At 69.9% G+C, this 20857-nt stretch carries 16 protein-coding genes, 1 tRNA gene and 5 pseudogenes; 10 read left to right on the forward strand and 12 right to left on the reverse strand.

Features of this window, described 5'->3' with window-relative positions; all coding sequences use genetic code 11:
* Window positions 1–29: 29 nt before the first annotated feature.
* Window positions 30–935 (forward strand): annotated as a pseudogene (locus tag F0344_RS05160) (GNAT family N-acetyltransferase); the annotation flags it as partial.
* Window positions 936–1116: 181 nt separating this feature from the next.
* On the forward strand, window positions 1117–2877 hold the full coding sequence (treZ, locus tag F0344_RS05165; protein ID WP_185297640.1) for a malto-oligosyltrehalose trehalohydrolase: 1761 nt from the start codon (window positions 1117–1119) through the stop codon (window positions 2875–2877).
* A 28-nt stretch (window positions 2878–2905) separates the two neighbouring features.
* Here treZ and F0344_RS05170 read toward each other — a convergent pair whose 3' ends face one another.
* The gene (locus tag F0344_RS05170; RefSeq protein ID WP_185297641.1) at window positions 2906–4036 is read right to left on the reverse strand and encodes an aminopeptidase P family protein; all 1131 of its coding nucleotides are present in this window, start codon (window positions 4034–4036) and stop codon (window positions 2906–2908) included.
* 238 nt (window positions 4037–4274) lie between these two features.
* Between F0344_RS05170 and F0344_RS05175 the strand changes: the two genes are divergently transcribed.
* Window positions 4275–5147, forward strand: a complete 873-nt coding sequence (locus F0344_RS05175) for a DUF1963 domain-containing protein (RefSeq protein ID WP_185297642.1) — start codon at window positions 4275–4277, stop codon at window positions 5145–5147.
* A 233-nt stretch (window positions 5148–5380) separates the two neighbouring features.
* On the opposite strand, the gene F0344_RS05180 is transcribed toward F0344_RS05175, so the two are convergent.
* From F0344_RS05180 to tdh, 3 genes are read right to left on the reverse strand one after another with little or no spacing between them, the layout of a single operon-like run.
* Window positions 5381–6310 carry a LysR family transcriptional regulator gene (locus tag F0344_RS05180; protein ID WP_185297643.1) on the reverse strand — a complete coding sequence of 310 codons (930 nt, stop codon included), beginning with the start codon at window positions 6308–6310 and terminating at the stop codon, window positions 5381–5383.
* A gap of 60 nt (window positions 6311–6370) precedes the next feature.
* Window positions 6371–7564 (reverse strand): glycine C-acetyltransferase, encoded by a 1194-nt coding sequence (locus F0344_RS05185; RefSeq protein WP_185297644.1) that lies wholly within the window; start codon window positions 7562–7564, stop codon window positions 6371–6373.
* Between the two features lie 59 nt (window positions 7565–7623).
* On the reverse strand, window positions 7624–8652 hold the full coding sequence (tdh, locus tag F0344_RS05190; RefSeq protein ID WP_185297645.1) for an L-threonine 3-dehydrogenase: 1029 nt from the start codon (window positions 8650–8652) through the stop codon (window positions 7624–7626).
* 409 nt (window positions 8653–9061) lie between these two features.
* On the opposite strand from tdh, the pseudogene F0344_RS36725 reads away from it, so the two are divergent.
* A pseudogene (locus F0344_RS36725) lies at window positions 9062–9178 on the forward strand (family 16 glycoside hydrolase); the annotation flags it as partial.
* A gap of 140 nt (window positions 9179–9318) precedes the next feature.
* Here the strand turns inward: F0344_RS36725 and F0344_RS05205 are convergent.
* The 3 genes and pseudogenes from F0344_RS05205 to F0344_RS05215 all read right to left on the reverse strand — a co-directional run bounded on the left by F0344_RS05205 (window position 9319) and on the right by F0344_RS05215 (window position 12253).
* Entirely contained in the window at window positions 9319–10482 is a 1164-nt protein-coding gene (locus F0344_RS05205; RefSeq protein ID WP_185297647.1) for a CU044_5270 family protein, read from the reverse strand.
* Window positions 10479–11105: an RNA polymerase sigma factor gene (locus tag F0344_RS05210; protein ID WP_185297648.1), complete on the reverse strand. Its 627-nt coding sequence runs from the start codon at window positions 11103–11105 to the stop codon at window positions 10479–10481. Before F0344_RS05210 ends, F0344_RS05205 begins: the two co-directional genes overlap by 4 nt.
* Before the next feature lie 611 nt (window positions 11106–11716).
* Window positions 11717–12253 (reverse strand): annotated as a pseudogene (locus tag F0344_RS05215) (GNAT family N-acetyltransferase).
* A 336-nt stretch (window positions 12254–12589) separates the two neighbouring features.
* Here F0344_RS05215 and F0344_RS05220 point away from each other — a divergent pair.
* Both F0344_RS05220 and F0344_RS05225 read left to right on the forward strand, forming a co-directional pair.
* Window positions 12590–12663: transfer RNA gene (locus tag F0344_RS05220), tRNA-OTHER, on the forward strand.
* Between the two features lie 169 nt (window positions 12664–12832).
* On the forward strand, window positions 12833–13339 hold the full coding sequence (locus F0344_RS05225) for a hypothetical protein (RefSeq protein ID WP_185297649.1): 507 nt from the start codon (window positions 12833–12835) through the stop codon (window positions 13337–13339).
* Between the two features lie 211 nt (window positions 13340–13550).
* Here the strand turns inward: F0344_RS05225 and F0344_RS05230 are convergent, their stop codons facing one another.
* Window positions 13551–13832, reverse strand: coding sequence for a hypothetical protein (locus F0344_RS05230; RefSeq protein ID WP_185297650.1), 282 nt, complete (start codon window positions 13830–13832; stop codon window positions 13551–13553).
* A gap of 2 nt (window positions 13833–13834) precedes the next feature.
* The gene (locus tag F0344_RS05235) at window positions 13835–14893 is read right to left on the reverse strand and encodes a vWA domain-containing protein (RefSeq protein WP_185297651.1); all 1059 of its coding nucleotides are present in this window, start codon (window positions 14891–14893) and stop codon (window positions 13835–13837) included.
* 232 nt (window positions 14894–15125) lie between these two features.
* Here F0344_RS05235 and F0344_RS35430 point away from each other — a divergent pair.
* From F0344_RS35430 to F0344_RS05250, 4 genes and pseudogenes are all read left to right on the forward strand, one after another.
* Window positions 15126–15493: pseudogene (locus F0344_RS35430) on the forward strand (GNAT family N-acetyltransferase); the annotation flags it as partial.
* Window positions 15494–15538: 45 nt separating this feature from the next.
* A pseudogene (locus tag F0344_RS05240) lies at window positions 15539–16247 on the forward strand (carbon-nitrogen hydrolase family protein).
* A gap of 401 nt (window positions 16248–16648) precedes the next feature.
* Complete coding sequence (locus F0344_RS05245) at window positions 16649–17935, forward strand: LAETG motif-containing sortase-dependent surface protein (RefSeq protein ID WP_185297652.1); 1287 nt, start codon at window positions 16649–16651, stop codon at window positions 17933–17935.
* 218 nt (window positions 17936–18153) lie between these two features.
* The gene (locus F0344_RS05250; RefSeq protein WP_185297653.1) at window positions 18154–18705 is read left to right on the forward strand and encodes an AAA family ATPase; all 552 of its coding nucleotides are present in this window, start codon (window positions 18154–18156) and stop codon (window positions 18703–18705) included.
* Window positions 18706–18823: 118 nt separating this feature from the next.
* On the opposite strand, the gene F0344_RS05255 is transcribed toward F0344_RS05250, so the two are convergent.
* The 3 genes from F0344_RS05255 to F0344_RS05265 all read right to left on the reverse strand — a co-directional run bounded on the left by F0344_RS05255 (window position 18824) and on the right by F0344_RS05265 (window position 20845).
* Entirely contained in the window at window positions 18824–19597 is a 774-nt protein-coding gene (locus tag F0344_RS05255; RefSeq protein ID WP_185297654.1) for a class I SAM-dependent methyltransferase, read from the reverse strand.
* Between the two features lie 104 nt (window positions 19598–19701).
* On the reverse strand, window positions 19702–20247 hold the full coding sequence (locus F0344_RS05260) for a TetR/AcrR family transcriptional regulator (RefSeq protein WP_185297655.1): 546 nt from the start codon (window positions 20245–20247) through the stop codon (window positions 19702–19704).
* Between the two features lie 10 nt (window positions 20248–20257).
* Complete coding sequence (locus tag F0344_RS05265; protein ID WP_185297656.1) at window positions 20258–20845, reverse strand: sugar O-acetyltransferase; 588 nt, start codon at window positions 20843–20845, stop codon at window positions 20258–20260.
* Window positions 20846–20857: the final 12 nt, after the last annotated feature.

Here is a 20857-nt window from a genome sequence, read left to right on the forward strand (position 1 = left end):
GAGCGCGCTTCGTCCCGGAGGACACTTCCATGACCGATCTGGTCATTCGCGCGCTCACTCGGAGCGACGCTTCTCTTTTCGACTCCCTGCCCGATGACGGCCTCGTCGGCCGCGCCGCGTTCGGACACCGCTATGCCACGGTCGCCGACGGCGGGGAGTACCGCCCCGAGTGGAGCTGGGTCGCCCTGCGTGACGGCACCGTCGTCGCCAAGGCCGCCTGGTGGTCGGGGCCCGAGGACACCGAGCCCGTACTCCTCAACTGGTTCGACTTCGCCGAGGGCGAGGACGAGGCGGGGACCGAACTGCTGCGCCGTTCCCCGTTGTACGCCGAGTACGAGCTGATCCTGCCCGCGAACTGGCGCGAGGTCCCGGCGGTCCGCGCGGCGGCCGAGGCGCGGATCGCCGCCGTCACGGCGGCCGGTATGACGCCGCTCGTCGAGCGGTACCGCTACCTCTGGACGCCGGACTGCGGAATTCCGGAGCGTCCGGGCCGGCTGGCCTTCCGCCCTGAGCCCGACGACGCGGTGATCCTCGACGTCCTGCTCCGCGTCCATTCCGACACGCTCGACGCCCACGCCCGGCGTGCCATCGAGGGTCCGGGGGGCCTCGATGCGGCGGCCCGGGAGGAGCTGGACTTCTTCAACTGGTGTCCCTCGCCGCGCTCCTGGTGGCAGCTCGCGTACACGGCGGACGGTGAGGTGGCCGGCATCCACGTGCCCGCGCACAACCCCTCGGGTCCGTGCATCGGCTTCATCGGGGTGGTACCCGAGGCGCGCGGGCACGGATACGGATACGACCTGCTCGTGGAGTGCACGCACTTCCTGGCGGGCCAGGGCGCCGAGTTCATCGCGGGCGCGACGGACCGGGGCAACGTGCCGATGGCAGCCGCGTTCGCGCGGGCGGGACACCCCGTGACGCAGGAGCGCGTCCACCTGGTCCAGGGACCTTGGGGTCGGAGGTGCCGGGCGGGGGCGGGCGAGTGGGTAGCGCCCGCCCCGGTCCGGGTACCAGCCGCACGAGGGACCTTCCCCCCCTTCCCCGGCCTCGCTACGTATGAGGGGAAGCCGGCAGGGCAATGATCAGGGGGGCAGCCGGTTGACGGACGAGGAGTGGCGCATGCGGTTCGAGGTGTGGGCACCCGACGCGGAGTCCGTCGGGCTCCGGGTGGCGGGCGGGACGCAGCCGATGGAGCGGGACGCGACGCGGCCCGGCTGGTGGACCGCCCTGGCGGAGGCCGGTGACGGCGAGCGTTACGGCTTCTCGGTGGACGGCGGGCCCGTGCTCCCCGACCCTCGCTCGCGCCGCCAGCCGGACGGGCCGGACGGCGAGAGCGCCGTGTACGACCAGAACACCCATGTATGGCGCAGCGAATGGGCGGGGCGCGGGCTGCCCGGCGCCGTCCTGTACGAACTGCACGTGGGGACGTACACCCCGGAGGGGACCTTCGACGCCGCCGCCGCGCGGCTCGGGCACCTCGCCGAGCTGGGCATCACCCATGTGTCGCTGATGCCCGTCTGTCCCTTCCCCGGCACCCATGGGTGGGGGTACGAAGGGGTGTCGCTGTGGGCCGTGCACGAACCGTACGGCGGTCCCGCCGGGCTGAAGCGCTTCGTCGACGCGGCGCACGGCCTGGGGCTCGGTGTCCTCCTGGACGTGGTCCACAACCACCTCGGCCCGTCGGGCAACTACCTCCCCGCGTTCGGCCCCTACTTCACCGACACCCATCACACGCCGTGGGGCTCGGCCGTGAACCTCGACGCGCCGGGTTCCGACGAGGTGCGGGCGTACCTGCTGGGGAGCGCGCTCGCCTGGCTGCGCGACTACCGTCTCGACGGGCTGCGGCTGGATGCCGTCCACGCCCTCGCCGACAGCCGGGCGCTCACCTTCCTGGAGGAGCTCTCCGCGGCGGTCGACGCGCTCGCGGCGGACACCGGCCGGCCGCTCTCGCTCGTCGCCGAGTCCGATCTCTGCGACCCGCGGACGACCACGCCACGCGCGGCCGGCGGCCTCGGACTGCACGCCCAGTGGAACGACGACTTCCATCACTCCCTGCACACCGCGCTCACGGGCGAGTCCCAGGGGTACTACGCCGACTTCGCAGCCGCCCCGCTCGCGGCCCTCGCCAAGACCGTGACCAGTGCCTTCTTCCACAACGGGACGTACTCCAGCTTCCGCGGCCGTACGCACGGCCGCCCCGTCGACGTCACCCGGACCGCCGCCCATCGCTTCGTCGGTTACGCGCAGACCCATGACCAGATCGGCAACCGGGCCCTGGGCGACCGGCTCGCCGCGTCCCTCTCCCCCGGCCTCCAGGCGTGCACGGCGGTACTGGTGCTCACCGGTCCCTTCACCCCGATGCTGTTCATGGGCGAGGAGTGGGGGGCCCGCACCCCCTGGCGGTTCTTCACCGACCACACCGACCCCGACCTTGCGGAGGCGGTCCGCAACGGCAGGCGCCGCGAGTTCGGGGCGCACGGCTGGGCGGAGGAGGAGATTCCCGACCCGCAGGACCCTGCCACCCGCGACCGCTCCTGCCTCGACTGGAGCGAACCGGAACGCGAGCCGCACGCCCGAATCCATGCCTGGTACCGCGAACTGATCGCGCTGCGCGGGGCGATGCCCGATCTGCGTGATCCGGACCTGGCGACGGTGAAGACGGCGTACGACGAGACCGACAGGTGGCTGGCGTACCGCAGGGGTGATCTGCGGATCGCCGTCAACCTCTCGGGGAAACCGGCCACCATCCCGCTGGGCGGTGGCCGGCACCGCAGTGGCGGGGGCAGGGTACTGGCGGCCTGGGAGCCGGTCGGGGCACCCGGTACGGACGGGCTGCTGCACCTGCCGCCGGAGTCGTGCGTGATCCTCGCCGACGACTGACGAGCGGTACGGCTCCGCCCGGCCCGGGCTACTCGACGATCGCCAGTTCGCGCGAGGTCGTGTTCAGCCTGCGCCCGCCGTCCTCGGTCACCGTCACGATGTCCTCGATGCGGACGCCGTAGCGGCCTGGGAGGTAGACACCCGGTTCCACGGAGAAGCACATCCCGGGCACCAGCGGCTGTTCCTCGCCCTCGATCATGTACGGCGGCTCGTGGGTGGTGACGCCGATGCCGTGGCCGGTGCGGTGGATGAACCGCTCGCCGTAGCCGAACTCGGTGATGACGGCACGGGCCGCCCGGTCGATCTCCTGGCAGGAGACCCCCGGCCTGACGGCACGGCAGCCCGCCTCCTGTGCCTCCCGCACGATGTCGTGGACGCGCTGCTCCTCGGCCGTCGGTTCGCCGACGTGGACCGTACGGGAGGTGTCGGAGCCGTACCCGTGCTTGAGGCCACCGAAATCCAGCACGACCATGTCACCCCGCTCGATGACGCGCTCACCCGCCTCGTGGTGCGGGTTGGCGCCGTTGGGGCCGGAGCCGACGACGGTGAAGTCGACCTGGGAGTGGCCGAAGTGCTTGAGGAGCGCCGACAGGTCGGCGGCCACGTCGGTCTCGCTGCGGCCGGAGAAGCGCACCTTGAGGATCTCGCCGTACGTGGCGTCCGCGGCGGCTCCGGCGGCCGTGAGGCGCTCCAGTTCGCGGGCGTCCTTCACGGCCCGGAGCATGGGCAGGGCTTCGGTCAGCGAGGTGTACGAGGTGTCCGGCAGAAGCTGTTGGATTCCGAGGAGATGCATGGCCCAGGCGTTGTCGCTGATCCCGAACCTGCCATCGGCGGCGAGCAGCGGGGCGGTGATGGCGTACGGGTCCTTGCCGTCGGTCCAGTCGCGGAGGGTGAGCGCGGGGGCTCCGGCGGCTTGTTCGGCGTCCGGTGCCTCCAGGGCCGGAACCACGAGGACTGGTTCCTGCCCCGCGGTCAGGACGAGGACGGTGAGGCGTTCGGTGATCGCGGTCGGCCGGTAGCCGGTGAGATGGTCGAGGTCGGGGCCGGGAGCGACGAGGAGGCCGGCGAGGCCCGCTTCGGCGGCGGCCTCGACGGCGCGCGCCATGCGCGCCCGGTAGTCGTCGGCGGTGAACGGCACGGGTGGGTTCGGGCTGGACATGCGGACCTCCTGGCGGCGCGACACGGCACACAGCATCCTGCCGGTCCGAGCACGCTCGTGCGAACGGGCCCGGGATCGCGGCTGGTCAGTGGGCGTGGCCGGGGCGTACGACGAGGTCGGCCAGGGCACGGCCGCGATCGACCAGGCGGGCGTCCGGTTCGCCGGATCGTCGGGGCAGGGGCCCCGTCCGTGCAGCCGGCCTGCCCGGCAGTCATCCCACGGGCCTACGGTTCTCCCCATGAACACCGAACTGCTCGGCCGGCTGCAGCCGTTCCGGGACGAAGCACTGAGGCGCGGCATACCGTCCGAGGACATCGAGCGATGGATCGCCACCGCCCGCCCGTCCGGGACGCTCGTCACGAACGGGGACGGGCCGGTCGTCGGCAGGTTCGGCGGCCCGGTGATGCTGCCCGTCGACACCCCCGACCCCTGGGAACCTTTGCTCGCCACCCTCGACTGCGCGGCCCTGCCCGAGGAGGTGACTGGTCTCCCGCTGCCGCCCGACGGCCACCTGCTGCTCTTCGGCTTCCCCGAGGTGGTGATCGCCCCGCACAGCACCGGTGAGGTCGTGTACATCCCGGCCGGGACGCCCGTCGAGGAGCGGAAGACGAAGAATCCGTGCGTCTACGGCGAAGAGGAGGACGACGTCGACGAGGACGCCCTCTTCGTCTACGAGCAGTTCCCGAAGGGCGATCTGCGCCTGTCGGCGGACGTCTCCCTGCCGTACCACCATCTGATCACGTCCCAGGAAACCCCCTTCGGCGCTCCGCTCCCCGGGCACCCCCGCTCCTACGAACTGGCCAAGGCGTGGAGGGACACAGCCGGCGGCATCACCATGGACGGGACACTGCACATCGGCGGGTACGGCTCCCACGAGTGCGTCGAAGCGGACCCCGTCGTATACGCCGCGGAGGCCGCTGCACGGGCGGTGGGGCCGACCGGGCCCGGCGACGCGGAGCTCTCCGCCCCAGAGGACTGGGTGCTGCTCGCCCAGTGGGACATCAGCCTCGACACGCGGGACAGTGCCACTCTGCACTGGGTGATCCCACTGCACGACCTGGCCGCACGGCGCTTCGAACGCACGCACGTCTCCTTCTTCTGGAACCCCTGACCCAAGGCGATCACGGCATGCCGGTCCCGTTGCACCCCTCGCCCAGGTGCCCCACCGCGAACACGCCGGGGCACGCGCAATGACGGAATCAGACACTGCAGCCCTTGCGGAGGAACACGCGTCTTGGTGGACCCGAGAACCACTGCAAGGGCTGCACTCGTAGGCACCAGCACAAACGCCGGGAGTCGCGCCGCTGATCGAATCCACGAACGGAACGGCATCACGGTTTGGTCCTACGGCGTACGGGCGGCCAGGCCTTCTTCCTTTGCGCCGGCCGCTCCCAGCGCGTCCAGCACCGGCCGGATCAAGGGGTGGCCCTCCGCCCCCTGGCGGACCGCCGCGAAGACGCGGCGGGTCGGTGCGCTGCCCTCCACCGGGCGGACGACCACGCCGGTCCGTTCCACCCCCCGCAACGCCGACCTCGGCACCAGGGCCACGCCCGCGCCCGCCCCCGCCAGCGCGACGACCGCGCGGAAGTCGTCCGACGAGTGTTCCAGCCTGGGTTCGAAGCCGGCGAACTCGCAGGCCAGGACCACCACGTCGTGGCAGGGGTTCCCCGGATACGGACCGATCCACGGATCCTTCGCGAGGTCCGCGACCGCCACCTGGTGCTGACCGGCCAGCCGGTGGTCCACGGGCAGCACCGCGTCGAAGGGCTCGGAGTACAGCGGGACCCTTGTCAGCCGTTCGTCGTCCGCCCCCGGCGCGCCCCGGTACTCGACAGCGACCGCCACATCCACCTGCCGGTCCAGCACCATCGGCACGCTCGCGTCGCCTTCGGCGTCCTGGACCCGGACCCGGATGCCGGGCGCGGTGAGGTTCAGGTCCGTGATGGCGGGGGCGAGGACGAGGCCGATGCCGGTGGCGAACGCGGCGACCGTCACCGTGCCGGCCACTCCGGCGCTGTACGCCGCGAGCTCCGCCTCGGCCCGTTCCAGCTGGGCCAGCACCACGTTGGTGTGGGTGAGCAGGATCTCCCCCGCCGCCGTGAGCCGCGCCCCGCGCGCCCCGCGTTCGACGAGCCGGTGGCCGGTCTCCTGCTCCAGGGCGGCGAGCTGCTGGGACACCGCGGACGGGGTCAGATACAGCGCGGCGGCCGCGGCGGTCACCGTGCGGTGGTCCGCCACCGCACGCAGAATTCGCAGCCGCCGTGCATCGATCATGTGCCCTATTGTCCCAGGTCCGGATCGTCCGGAGTCCCGTGGAGCCCCGGGCCGGATCCGTTACGCGTCCAGCGCCGCCCGCGCGTCGACGAACGCGTCCACGGCACGGTTCACGTCGTCCGTGGAGTGCGCGGCGGACAGCTGCACGCGGATGCGTGCCGCGCCCTGCGGAACGACCGGGTACGAGAACCCGATCACGTACACACCACGCTCGAGAAGCAGCTCCGCCATCCGGCCTGCCTTCGCCGCGTCCCCGAACATGACGGGGGCGATGGCGTGGTCGCCGGGCAGGACGTCGAAGCCCTCCTCGGTCATCCGGGTCCGGAAGAGCGCGGTGTTGGCGTTGAGCCGGTCGCGCAGCTCGCCCGCGGACTCCAGCAGGTCGATGACCTTGAGGGAGGCGGCGGCGATGACGGGCGCGAGCGAGTTGGAGAAGAGGTACGGACGCGAGCGCTGGCGCAGCAGGGCGACGATCTCGGCGCGGGCCGCGACATAGCCGCCGGAGGCGCCGCCGAGCGCCTTGCCGAGGGTGCCGGTGATGATGTCGACACGGTCCATCACGTCGTGCAGCTCGGGGGTGCCACGCCCGCCGGCGCCGACGAAGCCCACGGCGTGCGAGTCGTCGACCATGACCATGGCGTCGTAGCGGTCGGCCAGGTCGCAGATCTCGCGCAGCGGAGCGACGTAACCGTCCATGGAGAACACACCGTCGGTGACGACGAGCCGGCGCCGGGCTCCGGACGCCTCCTTGAGCTGCCGCTCCAGGTCGGCCATGTCGCGGTTGGCGTAGCGGAAGCGCTGCGCCTTGGAGAGCCGGATGCCGTCGATGATCGAGGCGTGGTTGAGGGCGTCGGAGATGACCGCGTCCTCGGCGCCGAGGAGGGTCTCGAAGACACCGCCGTTGGCGTCGAAGCAGGAGGAGTAGAGGATCGTGTCCTCCTGGCCGAGGAACGACGACAGCCGCTGCTCCAGCTCCTTGTGGACCTCCTGCGTACCGCAGATGAAGCGGACCGAGGCGAGCCCGTAGCCCCAGCGGTCCAGTGCCTCGTGCGCGGCGGCGACCACCTCGGGGTGGTCGGCGAGGCCGAGGTAGTTGTTGGCGCAGAAGTTGAGGACCTCGCCGGGGCGTCCGCCGGAGGTGACCGCGACGGTCGCGGACTGCGGTGTGCCGATCACGCGCTCGGGCTTGTGGAGCCCTGCTGCCTTGATCTCGTCGAGGGTGGTGCGCACGTCGTCACGTACGGAGTCGAACATCTGGGGTGTCTCCCGGCTCGTAGCTGGATACGTCGGTGGCTGGACTCGGGGCGCGTGGTTCAGGCGGTCCAGTCGAGGATGACCTTGCCACCGAGACCACTCGCCGCGTCGTCGAACGCCGCTTCGAAGTCGCGGTAGCCGTATCGTCCGGTGATCACGGGGGCGAGGTCCAGTCCGCCCTCCAGCAGCACGGACATCGCGTACCAGGTCTCGTACATCTCGCGGCCGTAGATGCCCTTGATGGTGATCATCGAGGTGACCACGCGGGACCAGTCGACGGCGAACTCCTCGGCGGGCAGTCCGAGCATCGCGATCCGGCCGCCGTGCGTCATGTTCGCGATCATGTCGCGCATCGCCTCGGGCCGGCCGGACATCTCCAGACCGATGTCGAAGCCCTCGCGGAGTCCGAGGTGCTTCTGTCCGTCGGCGATGGTCTCGTCGGCGACGTTGAGCGCGAGGCTCACGCCGACCTTCCGGGCCAGTTCGAGGCGGGCCTCGCTGACGTCGGTGATCATCACGTTGCGGGCGCCGGCGTGGCGGGCGACGGCCGCGGCCATGATGCCGATCGGTCCCGCACCGGTGATCAGCACGTCCTCGCCGACCAGCGGGAAGGACAGGGCGGTGTGCACGGCGTTGCCGAACGGGTCGAAGATCGCGGCGATGTCGAGGTCGACGGGGACCCGGTGCACCCAGACGTTGGACGCGGGCAGCGCGACGTACTCGGCGAACGCACCGTCCCGGCCGACGCCGAGACCGAGCGTGGAGCGGCAGAGGTGCCGGCGGCCGGCCAGGCAGTTGCGGCACTTGCCACAGACGAGGTGGCCCTCGCCGCTGACGAGGTCGCCGACCTTGATGTCGACGACGTCGGAGCCGAGCTCGGCGACCTCGCCGACGAATTCGTGGCCCAGGACGAGGGGGGTGCGCACGGCCTGCTGGGCCCAGCCGTCGTAGGCGCGGATGTGCAGGTCTGTGCCGCAGATGCCGGTGCGGAGCACCTTGATGAGTACGTCACCGGGACCGATCTCCGGCTCCGGCACGTCCATCAGCCAGAGCCCCGGTTCGGCCTTCTGCTTCACGAGTGCCTTCACGGCTGCGGCTCCCTGTGCCTGGTACGGCGTTGAGTACCCCGGGCCGCAAGCGTGGGGAAGACAGCCGGCGGCCCGGGGAAGACATGAGGTAGGGCAGGTAGCCGGTGCGCGTCGGACGTCCGGCTCCGCGCCCCACTCTCTGCCGTCAGGAAGCAATCTGCCGCACCCCGCGCCGCAGGTCCATCGAGGATTTCTTAAGCGCCCCCGCAGCTCCGCTTCACGCCGTGCGCAGGACCGCTCGTCACCGGCCGCGGTGCTCGGACCTCGGCGTACGGGCCGAGGAACAGGCGTCGCCGTCCTCGATCCGGTAGCGGAAGATCCCCGGCTCGGGCCGCACCTGGTGGACGGTGTCGAAGGAGAGGGGCCGGGGTGATGCCCTGGTATGTGAGGCCGCGTCTTCGAACCGCAGGTCACCGCCCCGACGGGCGGCGGCGCCCCCGAAACCGCGACGCCCGGCCCCGTCCGCCTCCAGGACCACGGAAGCAAGGTCCGCTACCGCAACATCTGGATCGAGCCGCTGATCTAGGCGTGCCGGCCTGCGAGTGGTCGGCTCAGAAAGCCGGAACCTGGACGGCCGGGGACTCTCACCCCCGGCCGCTCGGGAAGCGGCTGCGCCCCGGGCTCAGCGCGCGCCCCGACTCCAGCCCCCGGCTCCCTCCCGGCCCCTCAGATCTTGTTGCGGGCGCCCGGGCGCTCCTTCATCTCGTCGACGATCGCCCGCTCCGTTATGGCCGTGTGCCCAATCACCGTGCCGGCCTTGATGCCACTCCTGTCGCGCATCTGCACCGTGCGCTCCCCCAAGTAACTGAACGTCTTGGGGTCGAAAATCCACTCGCTACGGTCGCCGGAGTTCTCGTCGGTCCGGGCTATGGCGATCCCCTGACGGCCCACCGCGTCGGTCGTCTTCTCCACGACCATGACACCCGGGATCTTCGCCGCAGCCCGGTACAGCGCGGATGTCAGCTCCGCCGGCATCACCTGCTCCCTCACCAGGTCACCGATCGTCGTGAACGCCTGCTGGTCCGGACCGTTTCCCTGCCCCTTCGTCTCTCTGTAGATCTTCTTCAGCAGTTCGTCGGGGTCTGTGGTGAGGGTCTTGAGGTAGTCATAGCTGGGCGCGCCGAGCGTCGGCCTCGCGGCCGGTGCCTCCCTGTTGTCGTCCAGAGTCAGCCCCTCCCGCGACGTCGTGCCGCTGCCCGGCTCGATGAGCCAGCCCCTGCGCCCGTCCGGCGACATCCACACCTGGCGGGAATGCGGCTTCTGTACATAGGTCTCGGACTTCCCGTCGGCGTCCTGGCTCTCCGCCAGCCAGGAGACCTGGCTCTTGATGTAGACGAACTGGTCAGGCTTCGGCTCGGGCAACTTCTCGCGCGCCGCGGCTCCCGAGATCAGGGCGACCGTGCTGGTCAGCCCTCGCGTCGTGCCCTGTCCCGCCTGGACGACCGACGCGGGCACCGACTCGTCCGGCGGACCGGCGGCCTCGCTCCGGCCCTGACCAGTGAACTGGGCGACGCCGGCCACACCGGCCAGCACGGCCACCGCTACGCCCACCCCGATCAGCGCGGCCCGCCGGCCGGCACCGCGAGGCCGGCCAGAGCGCGTCTCCGTACCTGCCGTTGTCTCCGTACCTGCGCCTGCGTCTGGAAGCGGACTTGTACCTGTCTGTGCGGACTTCCGGGCATGCGCCTGCTGGATCTCGTTCATCAGGTGCTCCTCGAGCATGGTCATGCGGTCGTGGGACAGCACCGGATCGCCCGGCACCGGCAGCAGACCCGCCAGCTCCGCATGGTCGAGCGGCTCTGGGCGCCGCCGCCAAGGGGTGCGATTCATCGGTGCCTCTCCTCTTTCGACCGGACCGCATCGATGCGGTCACTCTGTACTTGTCCGCCCGCCCCGACCCGTTCCATCTTTTTCCGACGACGGCGCAGTTCCCCGTCCGTCAGTTTGCGCAGCCGGCTCCTCGCCCGTGACAGGCGGGAGCGAACCGTACCGACCGGCACTCCGAGCGCCTCGGCGGCCTCCGCGTAACCGAGCCCGGACCACACGCACAGGGCGAACACTTCGCGCTCGCCCCTGCGCAACTGCCCCATGGCAGCCTTGGCCGCGACCAGTTCCTCGGAGTCGGTCATCCTTCCGACCAGTTCGTCCGCGAAATCGGGAAGCGTGTCACGCAGCGGCAGTCTGGTCAGTGCTCGCTCGTGCCGCCGCGCCGCGCGCCCGGTGTTGCGCAGCACGTTGACCGCGATGCCCATCAGCCAGGGCCGCGGGCTGTCGCCTTCGTCCCGCAGTTTCTCGCGCAGCCGCCATGCCTCCAGGAAGGTCAGCGAGACTATGTCCTCGGCTGCCGCCCAGTCTCCGGTGGTCCGGACGGCGTGCCGGTAGATCAACTGGGCGTGGTCGCGGAACAACTCCCGAAAGGCCTCCGGGTCCCCCGCGCGGATGCGCGCATGCATCGAGTAGTTCACCTTCTGACTTGTCCGCCCACGCCGACCAGTTCCTGTGACCCGCGTCACATAGCGCCGAGTCTCAACTGGGGTGCCTGTTCGGCGCCGAGTTCTGGTTCATGACGCTGATGGTCGCCGGGGTGTCCATCCGGATATGGACTTGAGACGAGGAGACGTGGGTGCGCATGTTCGCGCTGCTGACTCTCGTCGCCGGGCTCACCGCCGGACCACTGTTTGCTCTTCCACGGTGTCCTTGCCGCGCTGGCGGGCGCGCTGGCCGGCGCGCTGGGTGTCATGGTGCTCGGTGCGCCCCTTCCCGTCGCAGCCCGGGTCTGCGGAATCGACATCGTGGTGACTGAACGGCAGTCGGCCTGCGGGAGGCGCGTCCGACGCAGACGCATCGCCAGCAGGTGGTCGTGACGAAGAGACCGCCCCGATCCTGTGGACTCTCCGTTGCGTTGCTCGCAACGCAACGTCCGCAAGGCGGGAGGGTGCGAGTCTTGCCGGCGATCCTCGGCCCGCTCGCCGCAGGACTGCTGATCAGCGGCGGACGCACCGAAGGACGTTCCGGGGGACGTTCCAGGGAACGCACCGTCTGGCTGAGCGTCGTGTCTGCGCGGTCAGCCGATCCGCCTGGCCAGCACCTGGCCGGGCCAGCTCTCGGACACGAAGCGGTCGGTGGGGGTGAAACCGTTGCGCTCGTAGAACGCGACCAATTCACCCCCGCCACCCGCCCAGCAGTCGACCCGCAACAGCTCCACGCCTGCCCGCCGCGTCTCCTCGGCGGCATGATCCAGCAAGGCCGCACCGACGCCCGTACCGGCGTACCGCCGGTCCGAGACGAGCAGTCTGACGTACCGCTCGGGCTCCTCGGCCGGCACGATGGGCATCTGCGGGCTCGGTCCGGAATCCAGCACGAGGGCTCCGACCGGCGTTCCCTCCAACTCCGCGATGTACGCTGAGTTCTCGATCGTCTACCGCTCGACCCGCGCCGCTCCGCCGGGCCAGGGCCTCTGCGAACACGGCGCCGTGCCCCACTGTTCGGTATTGCCACGCTCGTTCATCCAGACCACCGCGGAGTCGAGCATGCCGAGAATGGCCTGGACGTCCGCCGCGCTGCCGGGCCTGATACAGCGGGGGTGTGCCGTGTCGTTCACAGCGGAACCCTAGGCGCTGCGCTCGGCGCTCCGCCGATGGCGGGCCTCGTCACACTCGCGGCGGGGGATCCGTGGCGCGGGGGTCACGCACCGAGGCGAAAACCAGTCTGCGGTGGAGGGTGGGAGGTGTCGCTGGCGGCACCTCCCACCCTCCACCTCGCACCTGTTGTAGCGCTGTGCCGCGAACATGTAGGTGAGGACCTGTTCCGTCGTGTCGGCTGCGTAGCCTCTGCGGCGGTGGCTGGCGGATCAGTGACGGGTTGGACGATCCGTCGTCGCACCCACAACAATTCAACGGTGGAGCGTGCAGGCGGCCCGTATGGTCGAGAGCGGGATGGGGCCCGTAGCGCAGTGGTCGTCGCGCCTTCACAGCATGTGGGAGGACACCGGTTCGAATCCGGTCGGCCCCGTCCTGTTTCGCCTGCCCGCGCGTCGCGCCGGGCAGGGCTCAAGCGGCCCGGTCGTGTCTCGACCGGCTCGACCGGCTCGACCGGCTCGACCGGCCTTCGAGCCGTGCGGGATCTCAGCTTGAAATCCATCCTGTGGGAGCCTTCGGTGCCTAACTCGCATACTGGTCTGATGAGTCCGATCTCCACACGCCATCGGTTCCGGGACCCGCGCAGCACGAAGTGCGACTTCCTCGAGTCTGTCCTCGTGCGCTGCCCCGGCTGCGAGAAGGTTGCGCACGTCGGGACAGCGCCAGACCCGGCCGGAGTGCACGACCCCGACCTCTTCGCACCACGGCGTCTCGTCTGCCGGCACTGCGGGACGGCGAAGAACCGGGGTCGTGGAGGTGTGGCCTTGCACCGGGACCCGAACGAGCCGGCAACGGACCCGTACTTCGGCGTCCGTCTGTGGTTGCAGACCGAGACCCGGCACGGGTGGGTCTGGGCCTACAACCTGGAACACCTGGACCTGATCGGACGATTCGTCCGGGCGCCCCTACGTGAAGGGATCCCCTGGCACGACCACGGCCGGAAGATGACCGTGGTGGCCCGTCTGCCAGCATGGATACAGCAAGCCAAGAACCGCGACGAGGTACTGCGGGCGATCGCTCGCATCCACGCCTCACTGCTCCGCACCTGACCCAGGAATACCGAGCTGGTCACTCCCCGCATGACGCGTCTGCGCTTGGTGCCCTTCTCCTGATGGCTGCGGTGTGAGTGTGGTTCGCCGGATTCGAGCACCCTGCCGAGGGCCTGAACGGTGGCCCGTCTGCGGTTCTTCGTGCCGGGCGGCGGCCTGGGCCGGGCTTGGTGGGTTCGGGTGCACGGGCCGGCAGGCAGGCAGGGGTACTTCATGCGGAGCTCCTGAACCCGCGCAGCTCGACCGGCAGATCGGTCAGCGGGAACGACAGTCGCTGGAGGTCGTAACCGGCGTCCAGGACCAGGAGGGCATCGAGGTCACCGGGCCTCCACTGTCCGGCGGCCATCAGGCGCTCGCCGACGTCGCGAACCTGGCCGGCTGTGACCGCCGCGACGTCGGCACCCGGCTCCAGCCGGATCGCGTAACCCGCCGCGAGTACCAGGCGCCCGTCCCGCGCCCGTCCGCGCCCCGGGGCGAGGACCATGAACGACAATCTCAGAGCATGATGAGCAGACGCGTCTTCGCCTTGAGCTTCCTGTTCACTGAACGGCTCTGCACGTATACCTCCAGCTTGGGGTTGGTCCCCGCCTTCACAGAGACGGTCCCCCGGACCCCCGTACCGAACAGAAGGCTGCGCGCCGCATCGCCCGTGTACGCGCGGTCGGTGTCCTTCTCGACCACGATGACCTCCTTGTCGGGCTGGACCTGAACTCGGGTGCCCAGCTGGTAGTAGCAGGCTCCGCGCTCGTACGTCACGCCCGGGTGCGAATCGACGAAGGAGCGGATCTCGACCTCCGTGTCGACCTTCAGGAGGCGGTACTTGTCGGCCGGGATCGGTTCGAGGTTGGCCCGTACGTCGTCGACGGATATGTCCTGACCGACCGCGAACAGATTCTTCGTGCCGCGCACTCCCTGTTCGCGACCGCGGAGGAAGCTGGTGGCGGCAGCGCGCACCGTGCCGATCGCCTCCTCGACGCCCTCCTGGGAATCCGCGTCCCAGATCGCGATGTTCCCGGCCGGGAATCCGTAGTTCTGGGCGGTGCGCTTCGCCAGGGAGTTCGGGACGAGGATCGCTGACGTCCAGTGGCCCGGAAGCGCACCCATCTTCGCCGCGATCCTGTCGAGCCAGGGGCCGAGCACGGCCATGTCGCCGTCGTGTCGCCTGTCTCCGCCGGAGGCGTTCTCCTCGCCGTCCGTCACCACGATCTGGAGGAAGCTGTGCTCGCCGTACTCCTCCCAGATGTGGCCGAGGTCGTCCAGGGACTTCAGAGAAGCCTCGATGAGGGCAGTGGCGCCGTTGTTGACTCTGTAGAGGCCTCGCATGGACGGCAGATGCTTCACGTCCATGTCCCAGACCAGGTTCTCCACCTGGTGGTCGAAGGAGTAGAGGCTGATCCTGGTCTCGTGGCCGAGGCTGTCCGACTCGGACTTCAGACCTGCCACGAACTCGTCGACGACCCGGACGAGTTGGCTCTGGTGCTGACGCATGGAACCTGAACAGTCCACTACCAGCGCGACGTGATTCACCTTGTGCTGGATCTTGTTGGCGGACACGTTTTGCTCCCTCTCCGAGGCTCTCCGAGTGATGTCTTCACACTATGGGGAGGCACTGACAACGGAACTGTGACGAACGATCACCCGCCCGCTCCGCGGCGACCCCCGGTGGGTGGTGGCGTCAGTCACGGCGCGACGGCTTCAACCGGTTGCCGGCGCAAACCTCCTCACGTCACCGCGTCGGGCATACCGGCGGCCAGGGAACTCGGCTCGACCGGCGCGTCGTTGGGCGTGGACGCCGCTGCGCCGCGACCTCTCGGGGCTGGTGAGCCGGCACACGAGGCCAGCCGGAGAGCCCTTCGCGGACGCCCGGCGTCTGGTCGCGTACGACGGCCGTGACAACGCGGTGGCGGCGGTGACGGTGTGGTCGGCCGGTCCGGGCAGACCCCGGTTGCTCGAACCGATGGGCGTGCACCGGGAGCATCGCCGTCATGGTCACGGCGGAGCGATCACTGTCGCCGCGGCAGCCGCACTGCGGACGCTCGGCTCGTCGAGCGCGATCGTCTGCGCCCGAGCTCCCATACCGGCGCCTTCGCCACCTACATGTCAGCGGGCTTCCAGCGATGCCCTGAGGTCAGTGACCGGTACCGGGACGCGTAGTGGCAGGTGGCGAGCTCCTCTTCGGTGGGTGCCATGCTGACTTCCATGAAGATCGCGGCAGCCCAGTTCACCTGCGTCCCGGCTGACGTTCCGGCGAACGTCCGGCAGATGGCCGCCCTCGCCGCCGAGGCGCGTGTACAGGGTGCCGAGCTGGTGGTGTTCCCTGAGCTGGCACTCACGGGATACGAACTCGAAGCCGTGTCCGCCCGCCCTGATCTGTGGGTGCGGGCGGACGATCCACGCCTGGACGCGGTCCGGGCGTCTGGTGTCGCCGGTGTCGTGAACTGTGCCGCTGCCACCGGCGGTGAGCGAGCTGCCGTCGAGACGCTCGTCTTCGGGGCCGACGGCGAACTGATCACCACGTACCGCAAACAGCACTTGTTCGCGCACGAGCAGGGCGTATTCGCGGCAGGACGGCACGACGGGCGCTTCGAGCTCGGAGGGCTTCGTTTCTCCCTGGCCACGTGCTTCGACAACCACTTCTCCGCGCTGGTCTCCCGTGGTGCCGCCGACGGGTGTCAGGTGCACCTGGCCAGCTCGTTGTACGGCACGGGCGGTGGGGTGGAAGAGCTGGCGGCGGTGTATCCCGGCATCGCGAAGGACTTCGGTCTGTACGTCGTCGTGGCCAACCACGTCGGTCCGGCCGGCGCGTGGACCGGCTGTGGCCGCTCCGCACTGTGGGCCCCCGGGGGCGCCCTTCTCGCACAGGGCCGACGCCGACACGCCGATGGTGGTCATCGCCGAGGTCGGATAGCGCGCGCTTCGTCGCCCGCCTTGCCGGACCGCGAAGCCGACCATGGGTTCCGTCCCTGCGTGCCGTCCCTGCGTGCCGTCCCTGCGCTACGTGAATGCGCTACGTGAATGCGCTACGTGAATGCGCTGACCCTGCGGACAGCGATTCTGTCATCGGCTCAACTGCCTTGAGGCATACCCCCCATGGCATGTGGCGTTCCTCACAGCGAAAGTGCAGACAGCGAAAGCAACTGCACCCTTTCGTCATTTCTGTCTGCCCCCCGCGTGATGGCGCCCCCGGGACAGGTGAAGAATTCGTGGTGGCCGACCGCTGCCTCAGCCATACGATCAGTTCCAGTCGCATCTGCGTGTCCCATTCCGCAGCGACCCCTCTTCTCTTCTTTCGGACCATGAAGGGCTCTTGTGACGATTCGCCGGATTCTTGCCACAGCCGTCGCCGCCGCGGTGACCACACCCGTCCTCCTGCTGTCGGTCACCCCCGCGTTCGCCGATGGCAAGCCGGCAGCGCAGACGCAGGAGAAGCCAACCATCGCGGAGCTGGAGATGGCCGCCGCCGCAGCGAAGGCGGCCTACGAAGACGCCGTAGCGGCCGAGAGTGCCGCCAACGCGGCTCTGGAAGCGCTCGATTCCGACACCGCTCCCCTGACCGTGGCAGTGAAGGTGGCCAAGGCCGCTGCGGCAGCGGCCGGTACCGCGAAGGCCGACGCCGACCAGGCGGTCGTCGACGCCCGAGCCGCCGTCGACGCCCTCCCGGACACGGCCACCGCCGAGGAGAGGGCCGTCTTGACGACCGCTCTCACGGAGGCGGAAGCCGCCGCGGTAATCGCCGGTGAGGCCAAGGCGGCTGCCGATGCCGCAGTGGTGGAAGCCGTGGACGCGCGTGACGACGAGCTGGTCGCCGCGGTCCGGACGCTGGGTCAGGCGCAGAACGCCGTAAAGGTGGCGCTCGCCGACAAGACCGCCGCCGACGAGGCGCTGGCCAAGGCGAAGAAGGAGGCCGAGGAGGGCGAGGGTGGTGAGGACGGCGATGCCTGCGTCCCGGAGCCCCAGCTCACCACGGTCGTCACGGGTCTGCCGTCCGCGGTCGTCGCCGGCACGAAGGTCACCTTCAACCTCCGGGTGACCAACGGCACCGACAAGACGATGGACGAGGTCCTGCCGTTCGCCTATGTCCACGCGACCGACGGAAGCGGGCTCAACGACATCGACGACCTGGTGCGCCTGCAGTGGACCTCCGACTCGTCCTCGACGTGGAAGACCATCGACAACAAGAACTACATGGACGCCATCAGCCCGCTGAAGGCCGGCGCCCACGCCGACGTCAAGATGCGCCTGGCGATCGATGCCTCGGCCCCTGCGGGCAACGGCGTCACCTTCGTCGCCGGTGACTACTTCAACGAGGACGGAACCTGCGGCGGAAACCCGGACCTGGAGGGGTACGAGTTCCTCATCGCCGCTGCGGGCAGCAAGCCCGGCAAGGGTGACGCCAAGCCCAGCACGACCGCACCGGCCACCCCGGACCTCAGGCCGCAGAGCGGCGCGTCGGCAACCCCCGTGAGTGGCAGCCTCGCCGCCACGGGCTCGTCCTCCGTGACGTCCCAGCTCGCCCTCGCGAGCGGCGCGGCCGTGGCGATCGGCGCGGGCGCGGTGTTCGTCGCTCGCCGTCGTAAGGCCGGCTCCCACTCCTGACGTCCGAGACGGGGTGCCGACCACGGCACCCGGCCACGCGCGAACGCACAGCGGGCCCGACACCGTACGGTGTCGGGCCCGCTGTGCTGTGTGCGGCGCGTGCGCTGCGGTGCGGTGCGGCGTAGTGAGGGAGCACTTGCGGACTCTTCGTAGCGTGGAACGCAACGCAGAATCCGCAACCCAGCGGCCGGATCGCCGTCTGTACACGAGAGGTCCCCGTGGGCATCGAACTGGGTTCCGCAGTCGTCCTGATCACCGGCGTCATGGCGGCGGGGAAGTCCACCGTGGCGGAATTGCTGGCCGGGCAGCTGCCTCGTGCCGCCCACGTGCGCGGCGACGTCTTCCGACGGATGGTGGTGTCCGGCCGGGAGGAACTGCTGCCGGAAAAGACCGCCGAGGCCAGAGCCCAACTGGAACTACGCTACCGGCTGTCCGCGCTGGTGGCCGACGAGTACGCGGACCACGGTTGGACCGCGGTCGTGCAGGACATCGTCCTGGGGGAAGACCTGGACGGGTATGTCGCCAGGGTGCGTACACGACCCCTGTACGTTGTCGTGCTGGCTCCTTCCACGGCAACCGTGCAGAGTAGGGAAGCTCAGCGCCCGAAGACCGGATATGGCGCCGCTTGGACGGTCGACGCCCTCGACCGGACTCTACGCGAGGAGACGCCGCGTATCGGGCTCTGGCTGGACACGTCGGAGCAAACGCCGGTCCAGACAGTCTCATCGATTCTCGACAACCTCTCCGCCGCCCGAGTACGGGCCGACTGACCGAGGCTGACTCGGTGCCATTTCACTGAGAACACCTCACTGACTGCCTCCAACAAAGTAGCGTACGGTCAACAACGGCTCCACACACACCCGTTCGAGCATCTCCTCGGCGCAGGCCTCACTCGTCCGAGCCCGCAGCGCACGGCGGTACCTCGGCGACGAAGAACAAGAAGCTGGTCCTGGTCGAAAGAGCCTGGAAACCTTCGGGGTACAGCTCACGGGCGGCCGGGTCCGGCTGCGGCTCGCTGATGGCGGCGACACGGAAACCGGCGGCGGCGAAGGCGTCGCTCATCGCGTGCAACGGCCTGCGCCAGAACCTCATCGGGAAGGACTGTCCGTTGAACGTCCAGTCGAAGGTATAGCTGGTGGTCGCGAAATAGTCGGGCCGGGGCTCCTGGATCGTATAGGCCACGAAAGGGTGGTCCACCGATGCGATCAGCCGGCCACCGGGCCTGAGCACGCGCCGCAACTCGGCCAGCGTCGGCCCCCAGTCCTCCAGGTAGTGCAGCACCAGCGACGCGACCACGTCGTCGAACGCGCCGTCGGCGAACGGCAGACGGTCGTTCAGGTCGGCCACGTGCAGATCCGCGTCGTCACCGAGCCGGCGCCTGGCCAACGCCAGCATTCCGGCGCTGGAGTCGATGCCGGTGACGACGGCCCCGCGGTCGCGCAGTGCGGCGGACAGGGGGCCCGATCCGCAGCCGGCGTCCAGGATTCGGCGGCCTGCCACGGCTCCGGCGAGAGCCACCATCGCGGGCCGCTCGTGGTACGCGTTCAGAAGGCCGTTCTCGTTCTCCACCGCGTACGCCTCGGCGAAGCTGTCGTAGTCGTTCGCCCGGGCCGGTTCTGCGGGCTGCGCGGGGCTCTTGGCCACATCGGCTACTCGTTCCATCGTCGCACCCTAGTGGCCCATGACCCGCCGGTCCGGCCGTTCGCCCGTACGCCCGTGAGGCGCGGTGTCAGGGCCGCGCCCCACGGGCTGTCTGTGCACGCCGCCTATGCGGCGGCCGTGAGCCGCGCCACCGCAAGGCATGTCAACGCGCGGTCGTGGGGTGCGTCGTCCAGGGCGCGGTGGAGTGTCATCCCCTCGATCAGCGCGTCGAGTTGGCGAGCCGTGTCCGCGTCGAAGTGCTGCTCCAGCAGCTGACGACTGCGCCGCATCCACGCCTGGGTCAGCGACCGGTACTCCACGTGCCGGGCCGCGAGCGTGTACAGCTCCTGCGCGAGGACGAGATCGCGGCGTGGGCCCTCGGAGAGTGTGTGGATGAGGTCGGTGACCGCCTCGCGGGCCTGGTCGGTGGTGTCGGCGCCCCCGAGGTGCAGCGCGAAGACGACCTCGACATGTTGGGCGAACCCGGTGAACGCCTCCCGCAGCAGCTCCTCGATGCCCGAGAAGTGGTACGTCATCGAGCCGAGCGGCACCCCCGCTCGGGTGGCGATCTTGCGGTGGGAGACACCCGCGACGCCGTCGTCGGCGATCAGGTCCAGCGTGGCGGTGATGATCCGCTCGCGCCGCTGCGGATCGGTCTGTCCGGTGGCCATGACGTACGCCTCAGATGCTGCGGACGGGCCGCGCGGGATTGCCCACCGCGACGACGTCGGCGGGCACGTCCTTCGTGACCACCGCACCAGCCCCGATGACCGAGTTGTCACCGATCGTCACGCCGGGGCACACGATCGCTCCTCCGCCGAGCCAGACGTTGTCACCGATCGTGATCGGCAGCGCGGCTTCGAGCTTGTCGCGCCGGGGCTGAGGCTCCACGGGGTGCGTGGGCGTGAGGAGTTGTACGTTCGGGCCGATCTGGCAGTCCTCACCGATGGTGATCTGCGCGACGTCCAGCGCGGTCAGGTTGTAGTTGACGAACGTGCGGGCCCCGATGGCGATGTTGCTGCCGTAGTCGACGTGGAGCGGCGGGCGCACGTCGACACCCTCCCCCACGGAGCCGAGCAGGTCCGCCAGCACCGGCCGGGCGGCGGCGGTGTCCTCGATGTACGCCGCCTGGTAACGCGCCGCAAGCCGCATGGCGCGCTGCTGGAGGCGGGCGATCTCCGGGTCGTCGGCGATGTAGAGATCGCCCGCGAGCATCCGCTCCAGATTGGTACGCGGGTCGTCAGCGAAGTAGTCCGTCTCCGTCGTCATGCGTACGACCGT

Source organism: Streptomyces finlayi, assembly GCF_014216315.1.
Lineage (GTDB): Bacteria > Actinomycetota > Actinomycetes > Streptomycetales > Streptomycetaceae > Streptomyces > Streptomyces finlayi_A.

Excerpts from the sequence above, each read along its gene's own strand:
- F0344_RS05225 (WP_185297649.1), top strand. The coding sequence starts at position 12,833 with ATGAGTCCGATCTCCACACGCCATCGGTTCCGGGACCCGCGCAGCACG.
- F0344_RS05205 (WP_185297647.1), bottom strand. The coding sequence starts at position 10,482 with ATGAATCGCACCCCTTGGCGGCGGCGCCCAGAGCCGCTCGACCATGCG.
- treZ (WP_185297640.1), top strand. The coding sequence starts at position 1,117 with ATGCGGTTCGAGGTGTGGGCACCCGACGCGGAGTCCGTCGGGCTCCGG.
- F0344_RS05255 (WP_185297654.1), bottom strand. The coding sequence starts at position 19,597 with ATGGAACGAGTAGCCGATGTGGCCAAGAGCCCCGCGCAGCCCGCAGAA.
- F0344_RS05210 (WP_185297648.1), bottom strand. The coding sequence starts at position 11,105 with ATGCATGCGCGCATCCGCGCGGGGGACCCGGAGGCCTTTCGGGAGTTG.
- F0344_RS05170 (WP_185297641.1), bottom strand. The coding sequence starts at position 4,036 with ATGTCCAGCCCGAACCCACCCGTGCCGTTCACCGCCGACGACTACCGG.
- F0344_RS05260 (WP_185297655.1), bottom strand. The coding sequence starts at position 20,247 with ATGGCCACCGGACAGACCGATCCGCAGCGGCGCGAGCGGATCATCACC.
- F0344_RS05265 (WP_185297656.1), bottom strand. The coding sequence starts at position 20,845 with ATGACGACGGAGACGGACTACTTCGCTGACGACCCGCGTACCAATCTG.
- F0344_RS05175 (WP_185297642.1), top strand. The coding sequence starts at position 4,275 with ATGAACACCGAACTGCTCGGCCGGCTGCAGCCGTTCCGGGACGAAGCA.
- F0344_RS05180 (WP_185297643.1), bottom strand. The coding sequence starts at position 6,310 with ATGATCGATGCACGGCGGCTGCGAATTCTGCGTGCGGTGGCGGACCAC.
- F0344_RS05185 (WP_185297644.1), bottom strand. The coding sequence starts at position 7,564 with ATGTTCGACTCCGTACGTGACGACGTGCGCACCACCCTCGACGAGATC.